Source organism: Pseudomonas sp. MWU12-2029 (genome assembly GCF_023242425.1).
GTDB lineage: Bacteria > Pseudomonadota > Gammaproteobacteria > Pseudomonadales > Pseudomonadaceae > Aquipseudomonas > Aquipseudomonas kribbensis.
Genome location: NZ_JALJDY010000007.1, coordinates 105,522 through 130,533, shown reverse-complemented (window position 1 = coordinate 130,533; position 25,012 = coordinate 105,522). Strand labels below are relative to the sequence as shown.

Annotated in this window: 26 protein-coding genes; 4 read left to right on the top strand and 22 right to left on the bottom strand. The window is 61.5% G+C overall.

Annotated elements, in window-relative coordinates:
- The first annotated feature begins 173 nt into the window (after window positions 1-173).
- Window positions 174-1,226, top strand: coding sequence for an NAD(P)-dependent alcohol dehydrogenase (locus M5B44_RS18825; protein WP_011335405.1), 1,053 nt, complete (start codon window positions 174-176; stop codon window positions 1,224-1,226).
- Here M5B44_RS18825 and M5B44_RS18820 read toward each other — a convergent pair.
- From M5B44_RS18820 to M5B44_RS18795, 6 genes are all read right to left on the bottom strand, one after another.
- Complete coding sequence (locus tag M5B44_RS18820; RefSeq protein WP_085710906.1) at window positions 1,223-2,026, bottom strand: IclR family transcriptional regulator; 804 nt, start codon at window positions 2,024-2,026, stop codon at window positions 1,223-1,225. The genes M5B44_RS18825 and M5B44_RS18820 overlap by 4 nt on opposite strands.
- A gap of 60 nt (window positions 2,027-2,086) precedes the next feature.
- Window positions 2,087-3,397, bottom strand: a complete 1,311-nt coding sequence (locus tag M5B44_RS18815; RefSeq protein ID WP_248740140.1) for an MFS transporter — start codon at window positions 3,395-3,397, stop codon at window positions 2,087-2,089.
- A gap of 97 nt (window positions 3,398-3,494) precedes the next feature.
- Window positions 3,495-4,643, bottom strand: coding sequence for a galactonate dehydratase (dgoD, locus tag M5B44_RS18810; RefSeq protein ID WP_007950849.1), 1,149 nt, complete (start codon window positions 4,641-4,643; stop codon window positions 3,495-3,497).
- A 48-nt stretch (window positions 4,644-4,691) separates the two neighbouring features.
- Entirely contained in the window at window positions 4,692-5,312 is a 621-nt protein-coding gene (locus tag M5B44_RS18805) for a 2-dehydro-3-deoxy-6-phosphogalactonate aldolase (RefSeq protein ID WP_085710908.1), read from the bottom strand.
- 19 nt (window positions 5,313-5,331) lie between these two features.
- Window positions 5,332-6,321 carry a 2-dehydro-3-deoxygalactonokinase gene (locus tag M5B44_RS18800; protein WP_248740139.1) on the bottom strand — a complete coding sequence of 330 codons (990 nt, stop codon included), beginning with the start codon at window positions 6,319-6,321 and terminating at the stop codon, window positions 5,332-5,334.
- 192 nt (window positions 6,322-6,513) lie between these two features.
- Window positions 6,514-6,996, bottom strand: a complete 483-nt coding sequence (locus M5B44_RS18795; RefSeq protein ID WP_039770630.1) for a GNAT family N-acetyltransferase — start codon at window positions 6,994-6,996, stop codon at window positions 6,514-6,516.
- A gap of 111 nt (window positions 6,997-7,107) precedes the next feature.
- Between M5B44_RS18795 and M5B44_RS18790 the strand changes: the two genes are divergently transcribed.
- The 3 genes from M5B44_RS18790 (at window position 7,108) to M5B44_RS18780 (ending at window position 9,484) form a co-directional block, all read left to right on the top strand.
- On the top strand, window positions 7,108-7,755 hold the full coding sequence (locus M5B44_RS18790; protein WP_248740138.1) for an HD domain-containing protein: 648 nt from the start codon (window positions 7,108-7,110) through the stop codon (window positions 7,753-7,755).
- Between the two features lie 111 nt (window positions 7,756-7,866).
- A complete protein-coding gene (locus M5B44_RS18785; protein ID WP_248740137.1) occupies window positions 7,867-9,063 on the top strand; it encodes an MFS transporter in 1,197 nt (398 codons plus the stop codon).
- An 82-nt stretch (window positions 9,064-9,145) separates the two neighbouring features.
- Window positions 9,146-9,484, top strand: coding sequence for a hypothetical protein (locus M5B44_RS18780; protein WP_248740136.1), 339 nt, complete (start codon window positions 9,146-9,148; stop codon window positions 9,482-9,484).
- On the opposite strand, the gene M5B44_RS18775 is transcribed toward M5B44_RS18780, so the two are convergent.
- The 16 genes from M5B44_RS18775 to M5B44_RS18700 form a co-directional block, all read right to left on the bottom strand.
- Entirely contained in the window at window positions 9,478-10,407 is a 930-nt protein-coding gene (locus M5B44_RS18775) for a PfkB family carbohydrate kinase (RefSeq protein WP_248740135.1), read from the bottom strand. The two genes, M5B44_RS18780 and M5B44_RS18775, sit on opposite strands and share 7 nt — an antisense overlap.
- On the bottom strand, window positions 10,400-11,866 hold the full coding sequence (locus M5B44_RS18770; protein ID WP_248740134.1) for a purine-cytosine permease family protein: 1,467 nt from the start codon (window positions 11,864-11,866) through the stop codon (window positions 10,400-10,402). Before M5B44_RS18770 ends, M5B44_RS18775 begins: the two co-directional genes overlap by 8 nt.
- A gap of 220 nt (window positions 11,867-12,086) precedes the next feature.
- Window positions 12,087-13,085: an ADP-ribosylglycohydrolase family protein gene (locus M5B44_RS18765; RefSeq protein WP_248740133.1), complete on the bottom strand. Its 999-nt coding sequence runs from the start codon at window positions 13,083-13,085 to the stop codon at window positions 12,087-12,089.
- Window positions 13,082-13,795, bottom strand: coding sequence for a GntR family transcriptional regulator (locus tag M5B44_RS18760; RefSeq protein ID WP_085710916.1), 714 nt, complete (start codon window positions 13,793-13,795; stop codon window positions 13,082-13,084). The genes M5B44_RS18765 and M5B44_RS18760 overlap by 4 nt, the downstream gene beginning before the upstream one ends.
- Window positions 13,796-13,913: 118 nt before the next feature.
- Window positions 13,914-14,882, bottom strand: coding sequence for an L-arabinose ABC transporter permease AraH (gene araH / locus M5B44_RS18755; protein ID WP_085697229.1), 969 nt, complete (start codon window positions 14,880-14,882; stop codon window positions 13,914-13,916).
- Window positions 14,883-14,894: 12 nt separating this feature from the next.
- Window positions 14,895-16,436, bottom strand: a complete 1,542-nt coding sequence (gene araG / locus M5B44_RS18750) for an L-arabinose ABC transporter ATP-binding protein AraG (protein ID WP_248740132.1) — start codon at window positions 16,434-16,436, stop codon at window positions 14,895-14,897.
- Between the two features lie 56 nt (window positions 16,437-16,492).
- Window positions 16,493-17,497 (bottom strand): substrate-binding domain-containing protein, encoded by a 1,005-nt coding sequence (locus M5B44_RS18745; RefSeq protein WP_134827745.1) that lies wholly within the window; start codon window positions 17,495-17,497, stop codon window positions 16,493-16,495.
- Window positions 17,498-17,640: 143 nt separating this feature from the next.
- Window positions 17,641-18,459: an SDR family oxidoreductase gene (locus M5B44_RS18740; RefSeq protein WP_248740131.1), complete on the bottom strand. Its 819-nt coding sequence runs from the start codon at window positions 18,457-18,459 to the stop codon at window positions 17,641-17,643.
- Between the two features lie 270 nt (window positions 18,460-18,729).
- On the bottom strand, window positions 18,730-19,605 hold the full coding sequence (locus M5B44_RS18735; protein ID WP_248740130.1) for an SMP-30/gluconolactonase/LRE family protein: 876 nt from the start codon (window positions 19,603-19,605) through the stop codon (window positions 18,730-18,732).
- A 25-nt stretch (window positions 19,606-19,630) separates the two neighbouring features.
- The gene (locus tag M5B44_RS18730; protein WP_085710921.1) at window positions 19,631-20,347 is read right to left on the bottom strand and encodes a FadR/GntR family transcriptional regulator; all 717 of its coding nucleotides are present in this window, start codon (window positions 20,345-20,347) and stop codon (window positions 19,631-19,633) included.
- Between the two features lie 102 nt (window positions 20,348-20,449).
- Window positions 20,450-21,010 (bottom strand): DUF1285 domain-containing protein, encoded by a 561-nt coding sequence (locus tag M5B44_RS18725; protein ID WP_248740129.1) that lies wholly within the window; start codon window positions 21,008-21,010, stop codon window positions 20,450-20,452.
- 15 nt (window positions 21,011-21,025) lie between these two features.
- The gene (locus M5B44_RS18720) at window positions 21,026-21,631 is read right to left on the bottom strand and encodes a DUF4823 domain-containing protein (protein WP_007950810.1); all 606 of its coding nucleotides are present in this window, start codon (window positions 21,629-21,631) and stop codon (window positions 21,026-21,028) included.
- A gap of 120 nt (window positions 21,632-21,751) precedes the next feature.
- On the bottom strand, window positions 21,752-22,720 hold the full coding sequence (locus tag M5B44_RS18715; protein ID WP_085710923.1) for a GTP 3',8-cyclase MoaA: 969 nt from the start codon (window positions 22,718-22,720) through the stop codon (window positions 21,752-21,754).
- Window positions 22,721-22,858: 138 nt separating this feature from the next.
- Window positions 22,859-23,497, bottom strand: a complete 639-nt coding sequence (locus M5B44_RS18710) for a TetR/AcrR family transcriptional regulator (protein WP_007950805.1) — start codon at window positions 23,495-23,497, stop codon at window positions 22,859-22,861.
- 341 nt (window positions 23,498-23,838) lie between these two features.
- Complete coding sequence (locus M5B44_RS18705) at window positions 23,839-24,624, bottom strand: TatD family hydrolase (RefSeq protein WP_248740128.1); 786 nt, start codon at window positions 24,622-24,624, stop codon at window positions 23,839-23,841.
- A gap of 15 nt (window positions 24,625-24,639) precedes the next feature.
- The gene (locus M5B44_RS18700; RefSeq protein ID WP_085710925.1) at window positions 24,640-24,996 is read right to left on the bottom strand and encodes a PilZ domain-containing protein; all 357 of its coding nucleotides are present in this window, start codon (window positions 24,994-24,996) and stop codon (window positions 24,640-24,642) included.
- Window positions 24,997-25,012: the final 16 nt, after the last annotated feature.

Sequence of the window (25,012 nt, the reverse complement as noted above, 5' to 3'; positions counted from 1 at the left end):
AAATCACGGAAAAAGGGATGAAAGCATCATCGCAGATCCTTTTGCCAATGCGACCGATCAACCCCGCATGCCGGAGGATTAGGCATGACACCCGGAGGAATCGCCATGGCCGGACGACCGGACGGCGCCCAGAATGCGCCGCCTCACCTGTCACTGCTTTTGCGAGGTTTCACATGTACACCGCCATCGGCTATGCCGCTCAAACGGCCACCACCCCCCTCGCCCCGATGAAATTCGAACGCCGCAGCCCTCGGGCCGACGATGTCGCCATCGAAATCCTGTACTGCGGCGTCTGCCACTCCGACATCCACCAGGCGCGCAACGAATGGGGCATCGCCGTTTACCCGTTGATGCCCGGCCACGAGATCGTCGGAAAAGTCACCGCCGTCGGTGCGAACGTCACCAAACACAAGGTAGGCGATCTGGTCGGTGTCGGCTGCATGGTCGACTCCTGCCGCACCTGCGAAGCCTGCCAGTCGAACCTCGAGCAATACTGCCTCGAAGGCCCGACCATGACCTATGCCACACCCGACCGGGTCGACGGCAGCAACACCATGGGCGGTTATTCGGACAGCATCGTGGTCAGCGAACACTTCGTGGTGCGCATCCCCGAGAAGCTGGATCTGGCGGCTGCCGCACCGATTCTCTGCGCCGGCATCACCACCTACTCGCCACTCAAGCACTACGGCGTGAAGGCCGGCGACAAGGTCGGGATTCTCGGCATGGGCGGCCTCGGCCACATGGGTATCAAGTTCGCCAAGGCCATGGGCGCCGAAGTGACGCTGTTCACCCGTTCGGCGAGCAAGGCCGAGGAAGGTCGTCGTCAGGGTGCCGATCACGTGATCGTCTCCACCGACGAAGAGCAGATGAAAGCAGCGGCCGGTCGTTTCGACTTCCTGCTGGACACCATTCCGGTGCAGCACGACCTCAACCCGTACCTCGACACCCTGCGCTTCGACGGCGTGCACATTCTGGTGGGCCTGATCGAACCGATCGATCCGCCAGTCCACGCCGCGAAACTGGTACTGGGTCGTCGCGTATTGGCTGGCTCGTTGATCGGTGGCGTCGCCGAAACCCAGGAAGTGCTGGATTTCTGCGCCGAGCACAACATCAGCTGCGACATCGAAATGCTCGACATCCGCCAGATCAACGAAGCCTACGCCCGCATGATCGCCGGTGACGTGAAGTACCGTTTCGTGATCGACATGGCGACCTTGAAGCTTTAAACCTTCAAACCAAGCTCTGCCGAAAGCCGGGCCGTGACCCCCTTGATCAGGGGAATCAGCTCGGCCATTTTCTCCAACGGCATGTACGGCACGGTGCTGGCGATGCTGATCGCCGCGACGATGCGCTTGCTTGCGTCGCGGATCGGCGCCGCCACGCAACGGATCGACGGTTCGTTGTCTTCCAGATCGAACGCGTAGCCGCCGGCCACGTACTCGGTCATCCGCTGTTCCAGTTGCTCCCACGACTGTTGCGGATGCTGCGGCCAGAACTGACTTTTCCCACCCGCCGGCAGGCTGATGTCGTACAGACGCTGCCAGTCCTGCGGCGCGTCATCCAGCATCAGCGCCTTGCCGATTCCGGTGCGCGCCAACGGCATGCGATGGCCGACCCGCGAGCGCATTTCCGGGCCATTGCGCCCCGGATTCTTCAACAGATAAAGCACTTCGTCGCCTTCACGAATCCCGAGGTGAACGGTATCGCCGGTCAGCGCCGACAACTCATCCAGATACGGCCCGGCCAGGGTCACCAGCGGCAACTCTTCGCGCGCCTGGAAACCCAGCTCGATCAGCTTCGGCCCCAACAGATAACCGACTTGCGGCACGACGCGCAGATAACGCTCGTCCACCAGACAACTGGCCAGACGATGCGTAGTGCTGCGGGTGGTGCCGATCAGGCGGGCGATTTCCTTGAGATCGCGGGCGCCACTGGCGACGGCCTGCACCACACCCAACCCGCGAAGCAGGGTCTGGGTGCCGGTCGGCGCGGCGTCCTTGGCGTTTTTCGGGGCGTCTTCCTGCATATCCAGCCTTTAGCGTTGAGCGAGGGAACGGGCGGCATTATGGTCGCCCGACAGGGACGACTACAACTCGATGCGCTCGACCTTGCCCACCAGCAGCACGTAGGACAAAGCACCGATCAAGGCCAGAACCGCGATGTAGGTGATCGCCGGAGCGAACGAATCGCCGCTGGCCAGGAAGCCGATGACAATCGGCGTGGCAATCGCCGACAGGTTGCCGATGAAGTTGAACACCCCGCCCGTCAGTCCAAGCAACCGCGCCGGCGCCAGGGTCGAGACCAGCGACCAGGTGATCGACGCCAGCCCGTTGCCGAAAAATGCCAGGGCCAGGAAGGCAATCACCAACGGCGTCGACTCAACGAAGTTGGCACCGATGATCGAGGTGGAAATCAACAGCCCGCCAATGATCGGCAACTTGCGCGCAAACCCGACGCTGCAACCACGGCGAATCAGGAAGTCGGAAAAGAACCCGGAACACAGCACGCCGATGAACGCGGCGAGAAACGGCAGCGACGCCAGCAGGCCGGACTTGATGAAGTCCATGCCGCGATACTTCACCAGGTAGGTGGGGAACCACGTCAGGAAAAACCACAGCGTCGAGTTCAGGCAGAACTGGCCGAGGTAAATTCCCCACAACTTGCGCTTGCTGAGGACAATGCCGAGATCGGCCCAGCTGAATTTCGCCTTCACTTTTGCAGTTTCGGCGGCGATGTCCACCAACCCGCCGCCCTCGCGGATCAAGTCGATTTCGCCGTCGTTGGCACCTTTGAAATCACGCGGCTCGCGATACACCGCGTACCAGATCGCCGCCCACAAGATGCCCACCGCACCGGTCACGACAAACACCATGTGCCAGCCAAATTCATGTTGCAGCCACGCCAGCACCGGGGTCAGAAACGCCAGCCCGACAAACTGCCCGGACGTGTAGAAGCCAATGGCCGTGGCCCGCTCACGCTCGGGAAACCAGGTCGTCACCACACGACTGTTGATCGGATACGCCGGCGCTTCCAGCGCACCGACCGCCATGCGCAGCACAAACAGCGCGATGAAACTCGCGGCGAATCCGAGCATCACCGTGGCCAGCGACCACAACAGCAATGCGACGCTATAAAGGATGCGCGGTGGCACTCGGTCAACCAGCCAGCCGCCGGGGATCTGCATGGCGGCGTAGGTCCAGCCGAACGCGGAAAAGATCAGCCCGACATGCACCGGATCGATGCCCAGTTCGGTGGTGAGTGCCGGGGCGGCAATCGACAGGTTGCTGCGGTCGAGGTAGTTGATGACCACGGTGATGAACAGCAACACCATGATGAAAAACCGCTTGCGGCTGGGCGTGACTAACGTCGCTTGCCCGGTGAGGGTTTGCGGTTGCATGGGGAGAACCTCTTCTTGTGTTTATTGAGGTTGGCCTGAGGCCTTGAGTCGTTCCCGCGTTCGGCACGGGAACGATCAGATGGGCTGAGTCAGCGACTCACCACTCGGCAAAACTGCCATCGGCATGGCGCCAGATCGGGTTACGCCAACGGTGGCCGACTGCCGCGCGTTCGATGACGTATTCCTCGTTGATTTCGATCCCCAGCCCCGGGCCGTTGGGGATCTTCACAAAGCCTTTGTCGTAGTCGAACACCCGCGGGTCCTTCACATAATCGAGCAGGTCGTTGCTCTCGTTGTAATGGATGCCCAGGCTCTGCTCCTGGATAAACGCGTTGTAACAAGCGGCGTCCAGTTGCAGACAGGCTGCCAGCGCGATCGGCCCCAGCGGGCAGTGCAGCGCCAGCGCCACGTCGTAGGCTTCAGCCATGTTGGCGATCTTGCGGGTTTCGGTGATGCCACCGGCATGGGAGGCATCCGGCTGGATGATGTCGACGTAACCCTCGCTCAACACCCGTTTAAAATCCCACCGCGAAAACAGCCGCTCGCCGAGGGCAATCGGGGTGCTGGTCAGCGGTGCCAGTTCTTTCAGCGCTTCGTAGTTTTCGCTGAGCACCGGCTCTTCGATGAACATCAGTTTGTACGGATCGAGTTCCTTCATCAGTACCTTGGCCATGGGTTTGTGCACCCGGCCATGGAAATCGACGCCGATGCCGACGTTCGGACCTACCGCGTCACGCACGGCAGCGACGTTGGCCAGTGCGAGGTCGACTTTCTCGAAGGTATCGAGGAATTGCAGCTCTTCGGTGCCGTTCATTTTCACCGCCGTAAAACCGCGGCCCACCGCCTCTTTCGCGGCCCGCGCAGTGTCCGCCGGCCGGTCGCCGCCGATCCACGAATACACACGGATCTTGTCCCGCACCTGACCACCGAGCAGATCACTGACCGACACGCCGAGCGCCTTGCCCTTGATGTCCCACAGCGCCTGATCGATGCCGGCCAGTGCGCTCATGTGGATTGCGCCGCCCCGGTAGAAGCCGCCGCGATACAGCACGGTCCAGATGTCTTCGATATTGCGTGGGTCTTTGCCGATCAGGTAGTCGGACAACTCCTCGACCGCAGCGGCGACGGTGTGGGCCCGGCCTTCGACCACAGGCTCGCCCCAACCGGTCACGCCCTCGTCGGTTTCGACCTTGAGGAAGCACCAGCGCGGCGGGACGATGAAGGTGGTCAGTTTGGTGATTTTCATCTGCTTGTCTCTCTTGTTAGATGCAGCGCACGCAGCGCCGGAAAAGTCTTAGCGAAGGGCTTTCCAGGCCGCTACGTAGGCCTTGGCATTGGCCGCCACTTGCTCAGTCGTCATGCCCGGTTTGAACAGCCCGGATCCGAGGCCGAAGCCTTTGACGCCGGCGTCGATGAACACCTGCATGTTGTCCGGGGTAATGCCGCCGACCGGTGCCAGGATCGTCCCGACCGGCAGCACCGCCAGCCAGGCTTTCACCACTGCCGGGCCCATTTGTTCGGCCGGGAACAGCTTGAGAATGTCCGCCCCCTCCTCCAGCGCGGCGAAGGCCTCAGTCGGCGTGGCAACACCCGGCGACAGATACAGCCCCGCCGCTTTCGCCGCCCGCAACACCTTGGCATCGCTGTGGGGCATGACGATCACCTGGCCGCCGGCCTCCTTCACCAACTCCACCTGTTCCGGGGTCAGCACCGTGCCAGCGCCGATCAGGCAATCGGCGGGCAGAGTCTTACGCAGGATGCGAATGCTTTCGTACGGCGCGGGGGAATTGAGCGGTACTTCGATGACGCGAAATCCGGCCGCATACAGGACTTCTCCGACAGCGGCGGCTTCCTGCGGATGCAGGCCGCGCAGGATCGCGATCAGACCGTTTTGCGCCAGTGCTTGCTTGAGCATGTCAAGCCTCCAGTCAGGGTTAACGGGATGAGGAATCGATCAGTCCGGCGGCAAGCGCCAATTGCCACAGCCCGCGCTCGGTGGCTTGCTCGGCCAGGGTCACCCGGGCGAAACCGCAGGCGTCGAGGGCACGGCTGTAGCGGGCGCACAACTGCGCGTTGCCGATGAGGATGATCGAAGGAAGATGTGTGCTGTTGCGCCGGCGTCGTTGCACGGCGGCCAATGCTGTCAGCTCATGGCCGATCAGCAGGCCGGACAGATAGTCCGGTTGTGCGGTGGCGCTGAGTTCACCGGTCAGACCCAGGCTGCGGGCGCTGAACAGCGTCGACAGCACGCCGATTTCGCCCTCCGGCGACAGCGCCACCTGCACGCCGCGATCGAATGCCTCGGCATCGAACGTCGCGCTGTGCTGTTGGGTACGGCCGAGAATGCTGTGTTCACTGAGCACGGCGAACACTTCGCCGGTCATAAAGGTGTCGAAGCGAGTGATGCAGCCGTCGGCCACTTCCACCCATTTCGAATGACTGCCCGGCAGGCCGATCAGCAGATCATTGCCCGCCTCGTCCGGCAGATTCTGCAAGACGCCGAGGACCTGGGTTTCTTCGCCGCGCATCACGTTCGGCAGTGCCGAACGCTGAATCACACCCGGCACGATATGCACCTCGACACCGCGAAGACTGCGAACGGTTTGCAGGGATTTTCCGAGATCGGCGACGTTGGCCGGCGTATCGCGGTAGGACGCTTCGCGCCAGCCCTGGGCGCTGCCGACCATGCCGCAGGCGATCACCGGCAAGTCGGGCTGCGCATCGAGCCAGTCGCCGCAGGCCTCGTCGAAGGCCAGCTCAAAACCCTCGGCGCATTCACGACCGTTGATGACCCGCGGTGTCTTCGGCAACTGCATGATCCCGAACGACAGCGACCGCTGCGCCAGCACCTGCCCGTCCGCCCCGAGTTTGTAAGCACGTAGGGAGGTCGTCCCCCAATCGAGCGCGATCAATTGCGCCAGCATCGCTTCACCTGTTTTGTTATTGGCAGTGAGTGAGCTGGACTATAAACCCGGGCACAACAAAATCTCAATATATAAATAACAATCCCACAATATGAGACAACGACAAAAAAATACCGCAGCCGTAACAGCGCCTTCAGAGAAATTCACTTCCCCTGCAGGAACCGTCTCGGGCTGCGGTATTCCTGGCGCGGCTCAGTTGCCCTCGGCAAACTCCCGCAATACCTTGCCATCCATGCGATACCTCACCCACTCTTCCTGCGGCTGGGCGCCGAGGGATTTGTAGAACTCGATGGCCGGGGTGTTCCAGTCCAGCACGCTCCATTCGAAGCGGCCACAGTCGTTGGCGCAGGCGATTTTCGCGAGGTGGCGCAGCAGGGTTTTGCCGGCGCCGCCGCCCCGTTGTTCGGGGGTGATGTAGAGGTCTTCGAGGTACAGGCAGTTACTGCCCAGCCAAGTCGAATAACTGAAGAAGAACACCGCAAAACCGATCGGCAAACCGTCACGCAGGCAGATCAGGCCGTGGGCGGTGGCGCCTTCGCTGAACAGGCTGCGCTCGATGTCGGCGACGCTGGCGATGACTTCGTGACGGGCCTTTTCGAAGTCTGCAAGTTCAGTGATGAACGCGAGGATTTGCGGTGCATCGCTGGGGGTCGCCGGGCGGATTTCGATCGTCATGGACGGGCCTTGTCGGAAAAAGGAAAACGCCATACTAAGGCGGCGCGCGGCGCTCGTCACATGGCAATCCACAGATTAGGCTAACGCCGCCGATGACTCTGAAGGATATTCATGAACGCATTCGAACCACTCGCCTCACTCGCCGCCGAACTGCTGCCCCACGCACTGGAGCCATCGGAGGACGGTGCCCATGATCTGTCGCACCTGCAGCGGGTCTGGCACAACGCGCGTACCTTGCAGGCCGATGAAGGCGGCGACCTTGAGGTGCTGCTGGCGGCTGTGCTGCTGCACGATTGCGTGGCCGTGGAAAAGAACTCGCCACTGCGTTCACAGGCATCGCGCCTGGCAGCGGAAAAAGCATCAACGGTGCTGGCAAACCTGAACTGGCCAGAAGAAAAAGTCAGCGCCGTCACCCACGCCATCGAAGCCCACAGCTTTTCCGCCAACATCACACCGACGACCCTCGAAGCACGGCTGATGCAGGACGCCGACCGTCTCGACTCCCTCGGCATGCTCGGCGTCGCCCGCACTTTCTACACTGCCGGACGCATGGGCAGTGCGCTGTACGACCCGCACGATCCCGAAGCCCGGGAAAGGGACTACGACGACAAGCAATTCTGCCTCGATCATTTCCAGACCAAACTGCTGCACCTTGCCGAGGGTTTCCAGACCGCTGCCGGTCAACGTCTGGCACAGCTCCGTCATCAACGCCTGAAAGGTTTCATGGAGCAATTCAAGGAAGAGATCGGCATCGTCTGAAGGCGTTACTCCGGTCATTCACGATCCTGAGATCGCCAAGCTCAGACCTAAACCACGGGCCTGACGTGTTAGATAGGTGACGCTCAATTTTTCCGGTCAAGGAACCGCGTCATGCCTCAAGCAACACCCCAGGTCTCGGGCAAACTGTTCGGCCTGTTCTGCCTCGCCAGTTATCTGTTGTCGCTGTCCTACGGCGCGACGTTTCTGCTCTCGCTGCTGATCGGTTCTCGCGGCGGTAACGAGCATGACGCCGGCAGCGTGATCAGCGCGGCGATGCTCAGCACCTTCGTTGCGGTGCTGGTGTCCGGGCACCTGTCCGACTGGCTGGGCGCGGCGCGTTCGATTGCGCTGTTCGGGCTGTTGCTGGTGGCGGCGAGCCTGGGGTTTGCGATGACGCCGGGCTTCGGCCATCTGCTGCTGTTTTTCGGTTTGCTGCTTGGATTGGGCTGGGGCGTTTTCTATACGCTGGGGCCGATCATCGTCGCCAGTCTGGTGAGCCCGGCACAGCGGGCAAAATACTTTGCGCTGCTGTCCGGCAGCATGATGACCGGGATCGGCAGCGGCCCGTTGCTCGGGCGTGCAGCGAGTGCGCTGGGTTTGCCGGTGACGTCGGCGTTCTATCTGGCGGCTGCGGCGAGCCTGATCGGTGTGCTGCTGTTCTGGCGTCTCGGTGCCCGCCTGAAAAGTACACAAGCCGCGTCAGCGGCAAAAATCAGCTGGCAGGCGACTGCTCAGGTGCTCAGTTCCCGAGCCGTGTTTCCGATCATCATGGTCGGCCTCGGCGGTTGCGTGTTCGGAGGTCTGTCGAGTTTCCAGACCAGCTATGCTGCCGCCCGTTCGCTGGATTATTCGCTGTTCTTTCTGGGCTTCATGAGCGCTGCGATCAGCAGCCGAATGTTGATTGCAGGCTACGTGGTAAAGCGTGATCCGCTGCGCGCGTCATGTCTGTTGTCGGGGTTGATGCTGGGCTCGATCGTACTGTTCGCGTTCGGCGTGCAGAGCGGTTTCAGCTATCTGCTGGCGGCAGTGATGCTCGGTGTCGGTTACGGTCTGACCTACTCGGTAATCAATGGACTCGCCGCCAACGAGGCACCGGCCGGCACCACATCCCAGGCATTGTTGCTGTTCAGTCTTTCTTACTTCATCGGGGTATTCGGCTTCCCGCTGCTGGCCGGAAAAATCATCGTCGAACACGGCATGGCGACGCTGTTGCTGACGGTGCTGGCGGTGGCGGCGTTGAACTGGTCGATCACTGTCGGCCGTCTGCTCTGGCGGCGACTGGCGGTGGAAAGCGCTCTGACGAACTGAACCGTTCGTCATTCAATCGGCACCTATGCAGCACGAGGGCAGACCAAGATCAGGTAAGGATTCCAATCACTGGAGACACACCATGATCTCGTCAAGGTTGACTGCTCTCGTTTTCACCACCCTGCTCTGCCCCATGGCATTCGCGGCGACCGCCGCCGGCACCGGCCCCACCGATCCGGTCACACCACCGCGCGCCCCTGCGATCAACAGTGCGCCTGGCATGAATACCGATGGCTCCGGCGTTCCGCTGATCAATCAGCCGCCGGCCACCGGAACCGATCCGCGCACCCAGGGCAATGACCCCGGTCGTCAGGGCGGAATGAACACGCCGGATGCTCCCACTACCCCGGACAACTCGGGCTCCGGCATCGGTTCGAAAACCACCACCGGAGGCTCGGGTTCCGAAGGCACCGGTCAGTAGGCGGAAGATTCGCGGATCAGCGCATCGACTTCGTCAGAGCCCGGCGCGGTCGCCGGCCCCCAGCGAGTGACGGCCAATGCCGCGGCTGCGTTGGCGCGCCTCGCGGCTTCAGCAGCCGCCAGACCTTGCGCCAGCCCGGCAACGAATACACCGGCATGCGCATCCCCCGCGCCGTTGCTGTCCACGGCCTGTACCTTAAAACCCGGCACATGCCGGCGTTCGCCATGCTGATGAATCCAGCAACCCTGCGGCCCGTCGCGCACCACCATCAGCACCTCCTGAGGCAGGTGCACGGCCAAGCGGTCCAGCGCCGTTTCGATGTCCGCCGCGCCGGTGAAGCGCAGCGCCTCGACGCTATTGCTGGTCCACACGTCGATGCGCGGCAGCAACGCCTGCATCATCGGCGAGTCCGGCGATTCCACCAGCGGGCCCGGATCGAACACCACGTTGATCGTCTTCGGCAGCGCCAGCGTCCAGTCCAGCAACGCTTGGGCCTTGCCGCTGTGCAACAGGCTGTAGCCGCTGACGTAGACATAGTCCCCCGCCTCGGCGGCAACGCTGTTCAGCTCCGCATTAGTGACTTCACCTTCGGCGCCAATGTAGGAAATGAAACTGCGCTCGGCCGACGCATCGGTCAGCGCCACGCAAATCCCGGTGTCGCGTTCTGCAGGCTGTTCGATGCCGATGCGGATGCCTTCGGCGTTCATCGCCTGCCGTGCCAGATCGCCGAAACGACCGTTGCCGTGGCGACCCAGATAGACCACCGGCAAACCGTTACGCGCGGCGGCAGCCATCACATTGAAGCCGCCACCGGCTTCGAAACTGGCGGACTGCGCCAACACGTCGCCGCCGATCTGCGGCAGTGCATCCACGGCCATGACCAGGTCGATGATGACCTGGCCGGTGTGCAACATCTTAGGCATGAGCATTCTCGGTTTGCGCAGCGCGGCGGTCTTTCGCCCCGCCGAGTACGAAATAAATGCCGCCGGCGACCACGAACGTCACGATCCAGCCGAGGCCGTTGTGGCCCAGCCACGAATCGGACAGGAAGCCCTTGAACCAGACATTCTCGGCGGTGGTGCCGATAGTGGTGAAACTGAAACCCAGCACGATGGCAATCGCCCACGCACCGAATGCGCGCCACTCGATGCCGCCGTTGTACCAGTAGGCGCTGCTCGGGCTGACATCGAGCAGGTCTTTGGGGCTGTAGTAATGACGGTGAATCAGGTCGACCACAAAGATCCCGACCCACGCAGTGATCGGCACTGCCAGCAGAGAGATGAAGGTGATGAATGGGCCATAGAAACTGTCGGCGATCAGCATGAAGTAGATCGAACCGGCGAAGATCGCGACGATGTCGACCACCACCGCATACACGCGCTTGACCTTAAGGCCGAGGGTCAGCGTGGTCAGGCCGGCGGAGTACACCGACAGGTTGTTCGACAACAGCAGGCCACCGAACGCGGTGATCAGGTACGGCACGGCCATCCAGGTCGGCAGCATGTCGCGGATCGCCACAATCGGGTCGGTCGCCGATGCCAGGTCGTTGTTGCCCACCGACAGCAGGCCGCCGAGGGTGATCAGCAGTACCAGCGGAATCCCCGCACCGAACGCTGCCGAAGCGACCAGGCGCACGGCTTTTACACTGCGATGCTGATAGCGCGACATGTCGGCGCCGGCATTCGCCCAGCCGATCCCGGTGCCGGCCGCCATGGTGCCGATACCGATGATCATCGCGCTCATCGGTGCTGGCGTGGCGTTGAACACCGCGCTCCAGTCGATGGTCGCGCAGAGGAAGCCGCCGACCAGAATGTTCAGCGCGCCGAACACGTAGGTCGCCCACTTCTGGATCACCAGCAAGGTGGCGTGGCCGAGGCCGGACACCGACAGGGTCAGCAACACGAAAATCGCGATGAAGATCAGGGTCAGCACCGGCGCGCTTTTGGCTTCCACCGGCGAGCCGAACAGGATCGAGCACAGCGACAGCAGCACGAACGCTGCGGTGGTGGTGTTGACGGTTTCCCAGCCCAGGCGCGACATCAGCGACACCAGCGTCGGGCCGATATTGCCGCGCACACCGAAGATCGCCCGCGACAGGGTCAGGCTCGGCGCACGACCGCGACGGCCGGCAATCGAGATGATCCCCACCACCGCGAACGAACCGGCAGCGCCGAGGATCGCGACGATGATCGCCTGCCAGATCGCCAGGCCGCGAAACGCAACCAGCGTGGCGCCCAGCGGCAGGCCGAGGATGGAGATGTTGGCCGCGAACCAGACCCAGAACAATTGCAGCGGATGGCCGTTGCACTCGCCTTCCGGCACCGGCTCGATGCCACGGGTTTCCAGTTGCCCGGCGCTTTGCCCGGCGTTCGATGAACTCATGAGAAATGCTCCTGTTTGCCTTTATTGTGGTTGTGGCAATGACGCAGAACGACAAGACATCCCGCCCTTCCTGGGCCTGTCTGCGCGATCCATTGCGGGTGAATATTCAGGATTTGTGGTGCGCCTTTGCGAGCAGCCCGGCTCCCACAGGTTCAAAGTGAACCTTGAGGTTTGCACGGCCCCTGTGGGAGCTGGCTTGCCAGCGAAGGCGTCAGTTCAATCAGCGCAGGGCCAACAGCCCTTGCACCAATGGCTCCAGCTCCAGATCGTTGACGGTTTTGACGGTTTCAATCATCGCCGCCGGCCAGCTCTGAAGACCCAGGCAGGCCCCGAGCATGGCGCCGAGAATCGCGGCGATGGTGTCGGTGTCACCACCCAGACTGGCGGCCATGCACAGCGCGTCGAAGGGCGTCATTTCACCGACCGCGACGTGCTGCGCGAGGGCGAACGACACCACCACCGATTCCTGCGACGCCACCGAGGTGCCGATCACGTCGTACAGCAGATCCGCGAGCAACACCGGATCACTTTCGACACTGATACTGCGCGCCCAACTGATCCGCGAGGCGATACGCCCGCCGGCCACCCAGTGCCCGTGAGCCTCAGCTTGCTGGGCGATCTGCTGGCCGAGGTTCAGCGCCTCGCCCAGATCCAGGCCGTTGATGCCGGCCGAGACCACCGCCGCCACGGCCGCCGCACTGGAAATACCCAGCGTGGTGTTGTGAGTGACCTGACAGGCTTGCACCACCGCCGCGATAAAGCGCTCGGGGTCGGCGACATCCGCCGCGATTCCCACCGGCGTGATGCGCATCGCCGCGCCGTTGGTAGTGCCGTAGCGCCCGGCCTCTTCCGGCGAATGGCCGGCGAGGATCATTTCGATCGCACGTTTGGTCGACGGGCCGAGTAGATCCTGCGAGCCCTTGGCCTGCATCTCGGCTTCCCATTCGATCAGCCGTTGTGCCAGCACTGCCGGCTCGATCCGGCCCTTGCCTTCGACCAGCAACTCGCCGACCAGAATCGCCTGTTCGGTGTCGTCGGTGATCGAGCCTTTGGGCATGTTCGCGGCAATCGGTTGCAAAGGGCCGGCGTCTTGCAGATCGGTGATCTGGCCGAAGCGTTGCTTGATGGTTTCGCGATTCAGGGATTGGGTCGGCATGCCCAGCGCATCGCCGAGGGCCAGGCCATAAAACGCGCCCAGGGCACGGTCGAGGGCGGTCATTTCGATTCTCCAAATTGCAGGTGCAGACGGAAATGCACCGGGTCGAGCAGGCTTTCGACTTGCTCCATGAAACGGTTTTGCCGATCGTAGGTAGTGCGCAGTGCTTTGAGGAACACGGTTCCTTCCGGGCGCCCGAGAAGTTCGGCATCGACAGCGTTGAGCGGCTCGGCGCCGATCCACTGATCGCCGCGTTCGCCGATGTAGCCGTAGGCGGCCAGGGTGACGGTCAGCGAATTGTCGATCAGACCCACGCGCGGCAGGCTTTCCAGGCCTCCGGTGGCGGGCATCAATGAACGTTCGAGGGACACCAGCGTGCCGTCATTGGAACGGCGACGACGATCGAGGGTGATGAATTGGTCGGTGCCGAAGCGCGGCAGCAGATCGGGCCGGGTCACGGCTTCCAGGCGCAACACTTCGGTGTTGATCAGCGCCCCGCTGTCGGCCAGGGCCTGGGCCCAGCCGCTGCGCTGATCGAGCACCACACCGTCGAAAGTGACGATGGAACCGACCCCGCTTTGCGTGGCGATGTAATTGCGCCGTTTCAGTTCGGCCAGCGCTTCGCGCAACGTGCCACGGCTGACGTTGAATTCCTGAGCCAACTGATGCTCGCCGGGCAACAGAAAGCCGTCCTCCATGAGGCCGCTTTCGATGCGTCGGACGAGCTCGTCGACCACCCGTTGTTTCTTGTCAAATCGTACCTGTCTAATCATGTACAAAGTGATAACCGAAACGGGTTGGGACGAGCAAGGTAATTTTTGGGAAAGGTGACAAAAGGCGCGGTATTGGAGGCACCCTCTCCCAAAGGAGAGGGTCAGCAGAATATTGATCTCAGCGCTGTTTCAGACGGTCGATCACCACAGCCAGCAGCAGAATCGAACCCCGGATCACATACTGATAAAACGTGTCGATGTTCTTCAGATTCATCGCATTCTCGATAATCGCCAGAATCAACACCCCGGCAATCACATGCCGGATCATCCCGATCCCGCCGCTCAACGAAACCCCGCCCAGCACGCAAGCCGAAATCACCGTCAGCTCAAACCCCTGCCCGATCATCGGCTGCCCGGACGTCATCCGCGACGCCAGAATCACCCCGGCCAACGCACCGATCACCCCATGCACGGCGAAGATAATGATCTTCGTGCGGTCAACGTTCACCCCCGCCAGCAACGCCGCCTCCTGGTTGCCGCCGATGGCCATGGTGTTGCGCCCGTAGGTCGTGTAATTCAGCAGCCAGCCAAAAAACAGGAAGCAGACGATGGTGATCAGGATCGGCACCGGAACGCCGAACAACTGGCCGTTGCCGAACACGAAGAACGACTCCTGCGACACGCCCACCGCTTTGCCGTTGGCAAAAATGTAGGCCAGGCCACGGACGATCTGCATGGTCGCCAGCGTCGTGATCAGCGCATTGACCCGTAACTTGGCGATCACGATGCCGTTGATCAGCCCGACGATCAGGCCCATCACCAGCGCCGCGCTGACGCCGAGAAACACGCTGTTGGTGTCGCGCATCACCACTGCCGCAACCACCCCGGCGCAGGCAATCACCGAGCCCACCGACAAGTCGAAATGCCCCGACGCCAGGCAATACAACATGGTGCACGCGGCAATCCCGGTGGTGGAAATCGCCAGGCCCAGACCGCGCATGTTCAGCGGCGAGAGGAAGTTGTCGATCAGCAAGGTGCAGGCGAGGAAGATCCCGACCGCTGCCAGCAACATGACCCAGTCATCGAGGAAGCGCCGCATATCCAGAGGTTTGCGCGCGGTCGGCAGGGTTTCGTTTTGGGTTGTCATCATAGTCACCTCTCAGTTCGCTGCGCCGCTGGCGCGATGGCGCGGCAAAGCCAGTTGCAGCAGGTTGGATTCGTTGGCCTGGTCGCGGCTGACTTCGCCACGCAGGGCGCCCTCGCACAGCACCAGAATGCGGTCGGAAATGCCCATCACTTCCATCAGATCGCTGGACACCACGATCACCGAAATACCGTCGGCGGCGAGGTTATGGATGATCTGGTAGATCTCGGCCTTGGCGCCGATGTCGATGCCCCGGGTCGGCTCGTCGAGCAGCAGGACTTTCATCGGCATCGACAGCCAGCGACCGAGAATCGCCTTCTGCTGATTGCCGCCAGAGAGGAACTTGATCTGCTGCCCGGCGTGTGGGGTTTTCACTTTCAGGGCCTTGATCTGTTTGTCGGCGTTGCCCTTTTCCCAGATCCCGCGCAGCAGGCAACCGAGCCCGGAATTGGCGCCGCGCGCACTGATGTTGATGTTCTCGGCAACACTGGCCAGCGGGATGATGCCTTCCTTCTTGCGGTCCTCCGGGCACAGCAGAATCCCGGCGGCAATCGCATCGCGAGGCGAACGCAGCTTCAGTTCATGGCCGCGCAATTCCAGGCGCCCGGCGGTGTTTCGCTCCAGGCCGCTGAGCAACCGGAACAGCTCGGTGCGCCCTGCCCCGACCAGTCCGAACAGCCCCAGAATCTCGCCTTTGTGCGCATCGAAACTGATCGGCTCACGCAGCCCCGGGCCGAGCAATCCATCGACTCTCAGCGCCACGGCACCGCGCGGGCGACCGCGATAGTCGTAGATGTCCTGAATGTCGCGCCCGACCATGCAGGTCACCAGTTGATCGTGGGTCAACTGGCTCATGTCGTCGAACGTGCGCACGTAGCGACCGTCCTTGAACACCGTGACCGCGTCGCAGATACGGAACACTTCTTCCATGCGATGGGAGACGTAGAGCACGACTTTGCCCTCGTCGCGCAGCCGGCCGATGATCGCCATCAAGCGGTCGATTTCCCGCGCCGAGAGACTGCTGGTCGGCTCGTCGAACGCAATCACATGGGCGCCACGGGACAACGCCTTGGCGATTTCCACCAGTTGCCGCTGACCGAGGGACAGGCGCCCGACTTTGGTCTGCGGGTCGATTTCATCGGCCAGGCCCTTGAGGCAGGCCAGGGCTTGCTGGCGCAGTGCGCCGCGATTGATCAGGCCGAAACTCGACGGCAGGTGGCCGAGGAACAGGTTCTCGGCCACGGTCATTTCCGGTACCAGATGCAGTTCCTGGTGAATCACCGCCACGCCGCTGCCGATGCTGTCGGCGGTGGACTTGAAGGCCATCGTCCGTTCGCCGATCTGCAGTTCGCCACTGCTCGGAATGTAGGCGCCGCCGAGGATTTTCAGAAGCGTCGATTTGCCGGCGCCGTTCTCGCCCATCAAGGCGTGAACCTGCCCAGGGTGAGCGACGAAACTGATGCCGTCCAGCGCCTTCACGCCGGGAAAGGTCTTGCCGATCCCTTTGAAGTGCAGGCTGCCGGCACCGTGTTGTTGTGTCTGTACTTGCGCGTGCATTTAAGCCACCTCATCACACCGTTCAAGCGGCCCGGCTGCCCGGGCCGACGCTGCCGTCAGTTCCACAGGCCGATCTTTTCCAGCTCCTGCTTGAAGTTGTCGCGGGTGATCAGGGTGACGTCGTCCATCGCGGTGTACTTCGGCGGTTCTTTGCCGGTGGTGACCCACTCGTACATCATGCTGGCGGTGTTGTAGCCCTCGATGTGCGGGCTCGGCAGCATCGAACCGTAGAAGCCGCTGTTGGGCTTTTTCAGCTCGCCGATCGCGTCGGTGCCGTTGATGCCGATGCCGATCACGTTGGCCGCGGCGAACCCGGCGGCTTCGGTGGCGCGCACACCGCCCAGCACCGTGTTGTCGTTCATGCCGCCGATGATCAGGTTCTTCGCCGCGCCCGGCAGCTTGACCAGCGCCGAGTTGGTGGCGTCCATGCTGCCCGGTACGTCGAGGGTTTTCAGGGCGGCCGTCAGGATGTGCTCTTTCGGCAGGCCGGCGTCTTCGAGCGCTTTCATCGAACCGTCGGTGCGCTTCTTGCCGGTGTCGAGTTCGTTGTAGGTGTTGACCACCGCGTAAGTGTCTTTCCAGTCCCAGTTACGCTTTTTCGCCTCGGCGGCCATGGCGGCGCCCTGCTTCTGGCCGACTTCGAACGCGGCCATGCCGAGGTACGGCACCTCTTCCATGAACTTGCCGTTGGCATCGACGAAACGGTCGTCCACGGCAATCACTTTCAGGTCATTGAGCTTGGCCTTGGCCATGATCGCAGGGCCAAGGGACACGTCCGGTGGGCAAATCACGAAACCCTTGGCACCGTTGGCCGCAAGGCTGTCGATGGCCGAAAGGGTTTTCTCGCCGTCCGGCACGGCGATCTTGATCAGCTCGAAGCCTTTGTCCTTGGCAGCTTTCTCGGCGAAGGCCCATTCAGTCTGGAACCACGGCTCTTCGGCCTGCTTGACCAGGAAACCGATCTTCACCGGATCGGCGGCCAGCAGCGAACCACTCAGGCTGAACGCAGTGACCGCCAGCGCGGCACTGCACAGGGTACGAATCCCGAAACGACGTTTCATAAGCAGACTCCTTGTTATTTTTCTTGAGCGTTATTTGAAAAGCGTTGAAGCGGTCGAAGCGTTTCCCGCAAATCATGACGACAATAGTCATATCGTATGATGATTGGATTTCAGACGGACCTTGCCACCTGAAATCCGCTTTTTCAGTCGTGGTACATCACCGAGCGACCACCATCGATGGTGATGCACGAGGCATTGATGAACGGCGCTTCATCGCTGGCCAGGAACACGGCGGTCATCGCCACTTCGATCGGTTGGCCGATGCGTTTCGGTGGATGCAGATCGAAGGCGCGCTGGCGTTCGGCGTGGGGGTCGGCGAAACCGTTCCAGTAATCGACGTTGAGCTGGGTCTCGATGTAGCCCGGGGCGATGGCGTTGACGCGAATGCCCTTCGGCGCGTACTCGATGCCCAGCGCACGGGTCAGCCCGAGCAAACCGTGCTTGGCCACCGGGTACGGAAAGCAGCCGGGAATGATGTTCGTGGAATGGGTCGAGGCGATGTTGATGATGCTGCCGATGCCCTGCTCGATCATCTGCGGCAACACGGCCTTGCAGCCATACCAGGCGCCGTCGAGGTCGATGGCGAAGCAACGACGCCAGTCCTCTTCGGTCATTTCCAGCGGATCGCGGAACACGTTGACCCCGGCGCAATTGACCAGCACGTCGATGCGACCGTGCAGCTCGATGGCCAGTTTGGCCATGGCGTGCAGATCCTGTTGGCGCGATACGTCGGTTTTGATCGCTTGCACGTCAGCGCCCTGCTCGCGCCAGTGCGCAGCGACCTTCTCGACCTTTTCAGCCTGGATATCGCTGATCACCAGTTTGGCCTGCTGCGAGGCGAAGGTCGCAACGATGGCTTCACCGATGCCTTGGGCGGCGCCGGTCAGCAACACAACCTTGTTTTTCAGACGCTCGCCTTTGGGTGGCTCGGGCACTGGCGGCAAGGAAAGAGGTTCAGCCATGAATCAGGACTCCTGTTCGAAAGCATAAAAAAACCGGGCATCTGACGATGTCCGGTCTGGAAGGCTTTTTGAACGAAACAGGCAAGCGCCGCTGACGGCCTCGGGCCGTTGCGGAACGCTGACTCCGCTGGGGAGTGCGATAGAGATTCGCTGCATCACTTCACCTGTTTTGTTCTTTTTAAGTGTGAGTGCGTGTTACTGCTGGAGCCGACTATAAACCCGACCGCCAAATAATCTCAATATATAATTTTGCATCCCATATTTTGGGATTTAATCAGCAAAACGTGTACAGAGCTTTCCAGCGACATCGACCCGCAACGACAGCACGGCGCCGTCCAGCGGGTGGTTCAGCGGACTTTTGGCGCTGGTGATGTACAGGGTTTTCAGGTCTGCGCCGCCGAATACGCAACTGGTGGGGCGGCTGATCGGCAGATCGATCTTGCGGTCGATCCGGCCATCCGGTGTCAGGCGCAGCAGGCAACTGCCGTCCCAGCGGGCGTTCCAGATGTAGCCCTCGGTGTCCATCGCCGAACCGTCCGGGCCACCGTTCTGGTCGGCGCCGTACCAGGGCTGGGCTATGTCGAGGTTGCCGTCGGTGTGGATGAAGTAGCGATACAACGTGCTGTCGAGACTGTCGCCGAATAGCAGCGTGGTGCCGTCGTCAATCCAGAGCAGCGTGTTGGGAATGCCCAGGCCCCGGAGCAATGGCGTGACTCGTTTATCCGGATCAACCCGGAACAACCCGCCGGAACGACGGGTGATCGGCAGATCCTCGCCCTGCTCGCCGATGTTGTTTTGCATGGTGCCGAGCCACAAGCGGCCCTGGCCATCGCAACGCGCTTCGTTGGCCCGGTTGCCCGGTTGCGGGTCGGCGACGCAGAACAGAGTCAACCGTGGTTCGAGTCCGGGGGAATCCAGATCGAGTCGGTAGACGCCGCTGCTCAGGGTCACCAGCGCATCGCCACTGGCGCAGGGAATGAACGCCGAGACATGTTCCGGCATCTGCCAGATCTGCACGTTCTGCCCGATCAGCCGCAGTGCCTGCTTGCCGGCGATGTCGACCCAGTACAGCGCCTGGGTCGGCGCGTCCCAGAACGGGCCTTCGCCCAGTTGCGCCCGATGCTCTGTCACCGCAGTCCACGTCATGCAACCTCCTGTCTTGTTGTTTTTGTCAGCTGGCTTTCTTGTCGGCCATCACCTGCGGGTAGAACCGCTTGATGGCCAGGTCGGCATTGTCGATCAGGGTCATGCAGGCCCACACTCCGCGCGCGGCATCCCGGGCGGCGATGGCGTCGGCCATGTCTTTGTGGATGGGCAGCGTGCGACGCAATTCGTCGGGGTCGGCTGCGGACACTTCGAAGGACACCGCGAGCAGCGCACCGAGGGCCGGCACCATTTGCTCAATGAATTGATTGTGGCTGGCGGCGAGAATGCATTCGTGGAAGAACTGGTCGGCGCGGTTGTAATCGATGCCGCTGTGCGCGGCCCGCTCCAGGGCGTTATAGGCCTGCTGAATGGCTTGCACCTGTTCGACGGTCGCCCGTTCACATGCCCAGCGCACCGCCATCGGTTCGATAGTGCGGCGCAGGTCGAGCAGGTCATCGACGAAGTTTTCCGGCAGACCGCTGCGCGACAGCCAGCCCACGACTTGCGGATCGAACAGATTCCAGCGCTTGATCGGCAGCACCCGCGTGCCGACTTTCGGCCCGACTTCGAGCAGGCCTTTGGCGACGAGGGTCTTGATGGCTTCGCGGATCACGGTGCGACTGACACCGAGCTGTTCGCCCAGCTCGGCCTCGACCTTGATCGCCTGCCCTGGCTTCACCTGACCGGCGGCAATCCAGGCGCCCAGCCAGTCAACCGTTGATGCGTGAAAACTGCTCGACATGGACACCCCGAAGCCGTTCGCTGTGGGTGTCCACGCTAATCATCATACGATTGGGAGTCAACGACAAAAAACCGCAGCCTGCTTTCACAGACTGCGGTTTTTTTAAGGTTCGAGGCCGATGGGGAAGAACTCGCCACCGCTCCAGACACCGAGCCAGCGCTGGCCGTCGATTTCTCGGCTGACCGCCAGCTCCACCAATTGGTAGAACACGTTGCGGTGGATCAGCGCTTCGAGGTTGGTGCGTACATGCACGTAGGGCGCAGGTTCTTGCGTCGTCGGATCGATCTCGACCCGGATCGGATGTTCCGCGCCGGCCTCGGTAGTTTCATCGACGTTGGTGGCAAAGCGCAGCACTTGCGCCTCACCCTCGCCTTCCACCTCGACGGCAATCGCCACGAAGGGCGCGTCATCGACCTTGATCCCGACCTTCTCCACCGGAGTGATCAGGAAGTAGTCATCGCCATCGCGGCGGATGATGGTGGAGAACAGCTTGACCATCGGCTTGCGACCGATCGGCGTGCCCAGGTAATACCAGGTACCGTCGCGGGCGATGCGCATGTCGATGTCGCCGCAGAAATCCGGGTTCCACAAGTGCACCGGCGGCAAGCCTTTGGTTTTGGGGATTTGCCCCAGCAGGTCATTGGCTTTTTGCGGGCCACTCATGGCGTACTCCTTGAATTACTGGTCCCCGACGCCCAGCAGGCTGCGCGCGTATTGCGCCAGCGGTGGGCCGATCAGGTCTTCGGGCTTGTTATCGTGGAACGTCAGTAAACCGCCACGACTCTTGATCCGTGCAGTATCAATCAAATACTGGGTGCTGGTCTCGATCAACATGATCTGAATCACGCCGCCGTCGATACCGAGGCGATCCACGGCTTCCTGATCCAGCCACTCATCGGAGTTGCCGATGCGGTCGTCGGCCTTGGCGAAACGGGTGTACAGCAGGTAGTGAGCACCGGCATCGCGGGCTTCGCCCATCGCCTGGTCGAGGCCTTCCGGCGCACGGGCGCGGCGGACCATCGGGAAGTATTCGACGAAGCCTTTGAAGGCCTCTTCGGCCACCACGTTGGGACGCGGGTAAGAACCACCCGGCGGCGCGAACGAGCCTTGCGCGATGTAGATGAACGAATCCGGCTGAATGCGGAAATTGTTTACGCGGCGGCTGTCGCTGTGATCCAGCAGACCCGCGTCGCTCATCTGGTAGCGAGTCCCTTCGGCCATGTCACTGACAGTCATACAGCCGCCCAGCGCCAAAACGGCCAGCAGCAAAACCAGGCTACGCATCCTAATCCTCCAGAAGCCGGTGACGGAAAACCGGCGAATGGCCGTAGGATGCAGCTTTTGCGCCAGTCCTTGGAAATGTGCAGGTATCCGGTTTGAAATAGAGTTTTGGTGGCGAGAGATTTAGCCGCCGATGATCTTCATGACGGTGGCGCCACCGGAGAATGCGACTTCCTGCTTGTCGCCCAACGCCTTGACCAGCAGCCGTTGCAATGCTGGCAGCGCCTCGTGGCGCGGCTTGTCGAGCAGGTCACCGACATAGTGGCGGTTGCTCGACGACAGGCAGCCATGCAGCCATCCGGTGGACGACAGGCGCAGGCGCGAACAGGTACGGCAGAACGGCACGCTTTCGTTGGCGATCACGCCGAAGGTGCCCAGACCGGGAATCGCATAGCGAACAGCCGTGGCATCCACCGGCGCGTCGGTTTGCGCGTACTCGTAACGCTCGCCGATCAGTTCCAGCAGTTGTTGCAGGCTGACGAACTGTTGCAGGAAAGCGTTGGAGTCCTTGGCCAGGTGGCCCATGCGCATCAGCTCGATGAAACGCAGCTCGTAGCCATGCTCAAGGCAGTAATCGAGCAACGGCATGACCTGATCGAGGTTCTGCCCGCGCAACGGCACCATGTTGACCTTGATCTTCATGCCCGCCGCTTTGGCTCGATCCATGCCGTCGAGCACCGTTGCCAGATCGCCGCCACGGGCAATGCTGCGGAACGCGCCGGCGTCCAGGGTATCGAGGGAAACGTTGATCCGGCGTATACCGGCGTCCACCAGCAACGGCAGTTTTTTTGCGAGCAACTGGCCGTTGGTGGTCAGGCTGATGTCTTCCAGCCCCATCTTGCCGACGGCGCTCATGAAGGATTCGAGTTTGGGGCTGACCAGCGGCTCGCCGCCAGTAATGCGCAGACGCTCGATGCCGGCCGCTTCGATCAGATAGGCCACGCCACGTGCCATGGCCTCGGCCGACAGTTCATCCTGCGCAGCCACCAGCCGCTTGCCGTTGGGCACGCAGTAGGTACAGGCGTAATTGCAGGCTGAAGTCAGACTGATCCGCAAATTGCGAAAACGCCTGCCTTGACGGTCAACGATCATGAAGCACTCCGGCGATGGAAAATCGAGCGGCTAAAACTTGACTCACAATTCAAGTTTTAGCAAGCCCTATGCCTGAGTATATTCCTGCGGTACTGCGCCATGTAGCGAAAAACACGGCGCATAAGGCGACTGAATGATTCAGCTGCTTGGCGTTTCAGGGTCGCGCTTGCGCTTGTTGCCCATGCGCACGCCGATATCCATCAGGAACTGGAAGAAACCTTCCTGATCTTCCAGCACATTGCTCCAGAACGGCGAGTGATACAGCGCCACCGCGCCGTGCACCAGCGCCCAGGACGCACAGTAGTGGAAGTACGGCGGCACGTCTTCGAGCTTGCCTTCGCTGATGCGGCCCTTGATGAGCAGAGTCAGACGTTCGAAGTTCGAGGCACGAATCTTGTGCAGCTCCTCGACCATCTCCGGGACCTGATTGCCCTTGACCACCTTTTCTTCCAGGCGATCGAACAGGCGATAGCGCTGCGGGTCGCGCATGCGGAATTCAAAGTAGGCACGGGACAGGGCTTCCTTGTCCTTGTCGACATCGGCCGAATGCAACAGCTCGTTCAAGTCGCGCTCGTAATCGAGCATCAGGCGCAGGTAGATCTCGGCCTTGGACTTGAAGTGCTTGTAGATCGTGCCTTTGCCGATACCCACGGCATCAGCAATCATCTCGACGGTGACACTGTCTTCACCTTGTTCGAGGAACAGCTTGAGCGCGGTATCGAGAATTTCTTGCTCGCGGCGACGAAACTCACGGACCTTACGAGGTTCTTTGTGCATAAGAAAAGGTCTGTAGGGGTCAAAATTCGAAGCCGCGTATTATGCCTAACTTGCGCAAAAATGCACGGATCATCCGACCATATCTGTGTTTCTTGTTCATTTCACGAACGTTTCGGGGGGAATGAGAACATAACCGAAGCGAACGTATTCCAAATTTGTTTAAAAACCCCGACCGGCCAACTGGACTGAACGCCAGACTGATCAATACTTGAACTGTCGGGCGACATCTCCCCCAAGTGTCGCGCCGGTAAAGGTACCAAGGGACCGCGTGCCTTTGTTTTACTCCTAATGGTCTTAACCCGGATTCACCCCCCAGAACCCGGGTTTTTTTTGCCTGCGATTCAGGCTTTTACGTGCGCCAGCGGAAACAGTCGCTTGAAGTTCTGCGTAGTCTGCTCGGCAAAACGTTCGTAGTTTTCGCCCCGCAGCATCGCCAGAAACTCTGCCACTTCCCGCACGTATTGCGGCAGGTTCGGCTTGCCGCGATACGGGATCGGTGCCAGGTACGGAGAATCGGTTTCCACCAGCAGACGATCGGCCGGAACCTTGCTCGCCACGTCGCGCAGCGCATCGGCATTGCGGAAGGTGACGATGCCCGACAGGGAAATGTAATAACCCATGTCCAGCGCTGCCTTGGCCATGTCCCAGTCTTCGGTGAAACAATGCAGCACACCGGCCTGGGGCAGCGCGGCTTCGCGCAACAATTCGAGCGTGTCGGCACGGGCGCCACGGGTGTGAATGATCACCGGTTTGCCGGTCTGCTGGGCGGCTTGCAGGTGCAGACGGAACGACTCCTGCTGCAGCTCGGCGGCCTCCGGCTCGTAGTGGTAGTCCAGACCGGTTTCGCCGATCGCCACCACTTTCGGGTGATTAAGCTCGTGCAACAGCCAGTCCAGCGCCGGCGCGGCGCCCGGCTGCACATCCAGCGGATGCACGCCAACCGAGCAATCGACGTCGTCGTAACGCTCGGCCAGCGCTTTGACGTCGGCCGCGTTGTCGGCACTGACGCCGATGCACAGGAAATGCCCTACGCCGCGTTGGCGGGCTGCATCCAGCGCAGCATCCAGAGAACCGTCGTGAGCGGCAAGGTCGAGGCGATCAAGGTGACAATGGGAATCTACGAGCATAAAAAGGACTGCAACTTACATCGTATGAGTGGGACGGTCGGACTTCAGGGCTCCGGCCAGATGGGTTTCGATGCGACTGCGCGCGGTGTTGTCGCCATCGTTGAATTGCACGCCGACGCCGGCAGCGCGATTGCCCTGGGCGCCTTTGGGGGTGATCCAGGCGACCTTGCCGGCCACCGGAATCTTTTCCGCTTCGTCCATCAGGTGCAGCAGCATGAACACCTCATCGCCCAACTTGTAGCTCTTGTTGGTCGGGATGAACAGGCCACCGTTCCTGATGAACGGCATGTAAGCGGCATACAGGACGGACTTGTCCTTGATGGTCAGGGACAAGATGCCGTTGCGCGGCCCCGGGCTGACGGGTTCATTCATGTTGACCTCCACTGCT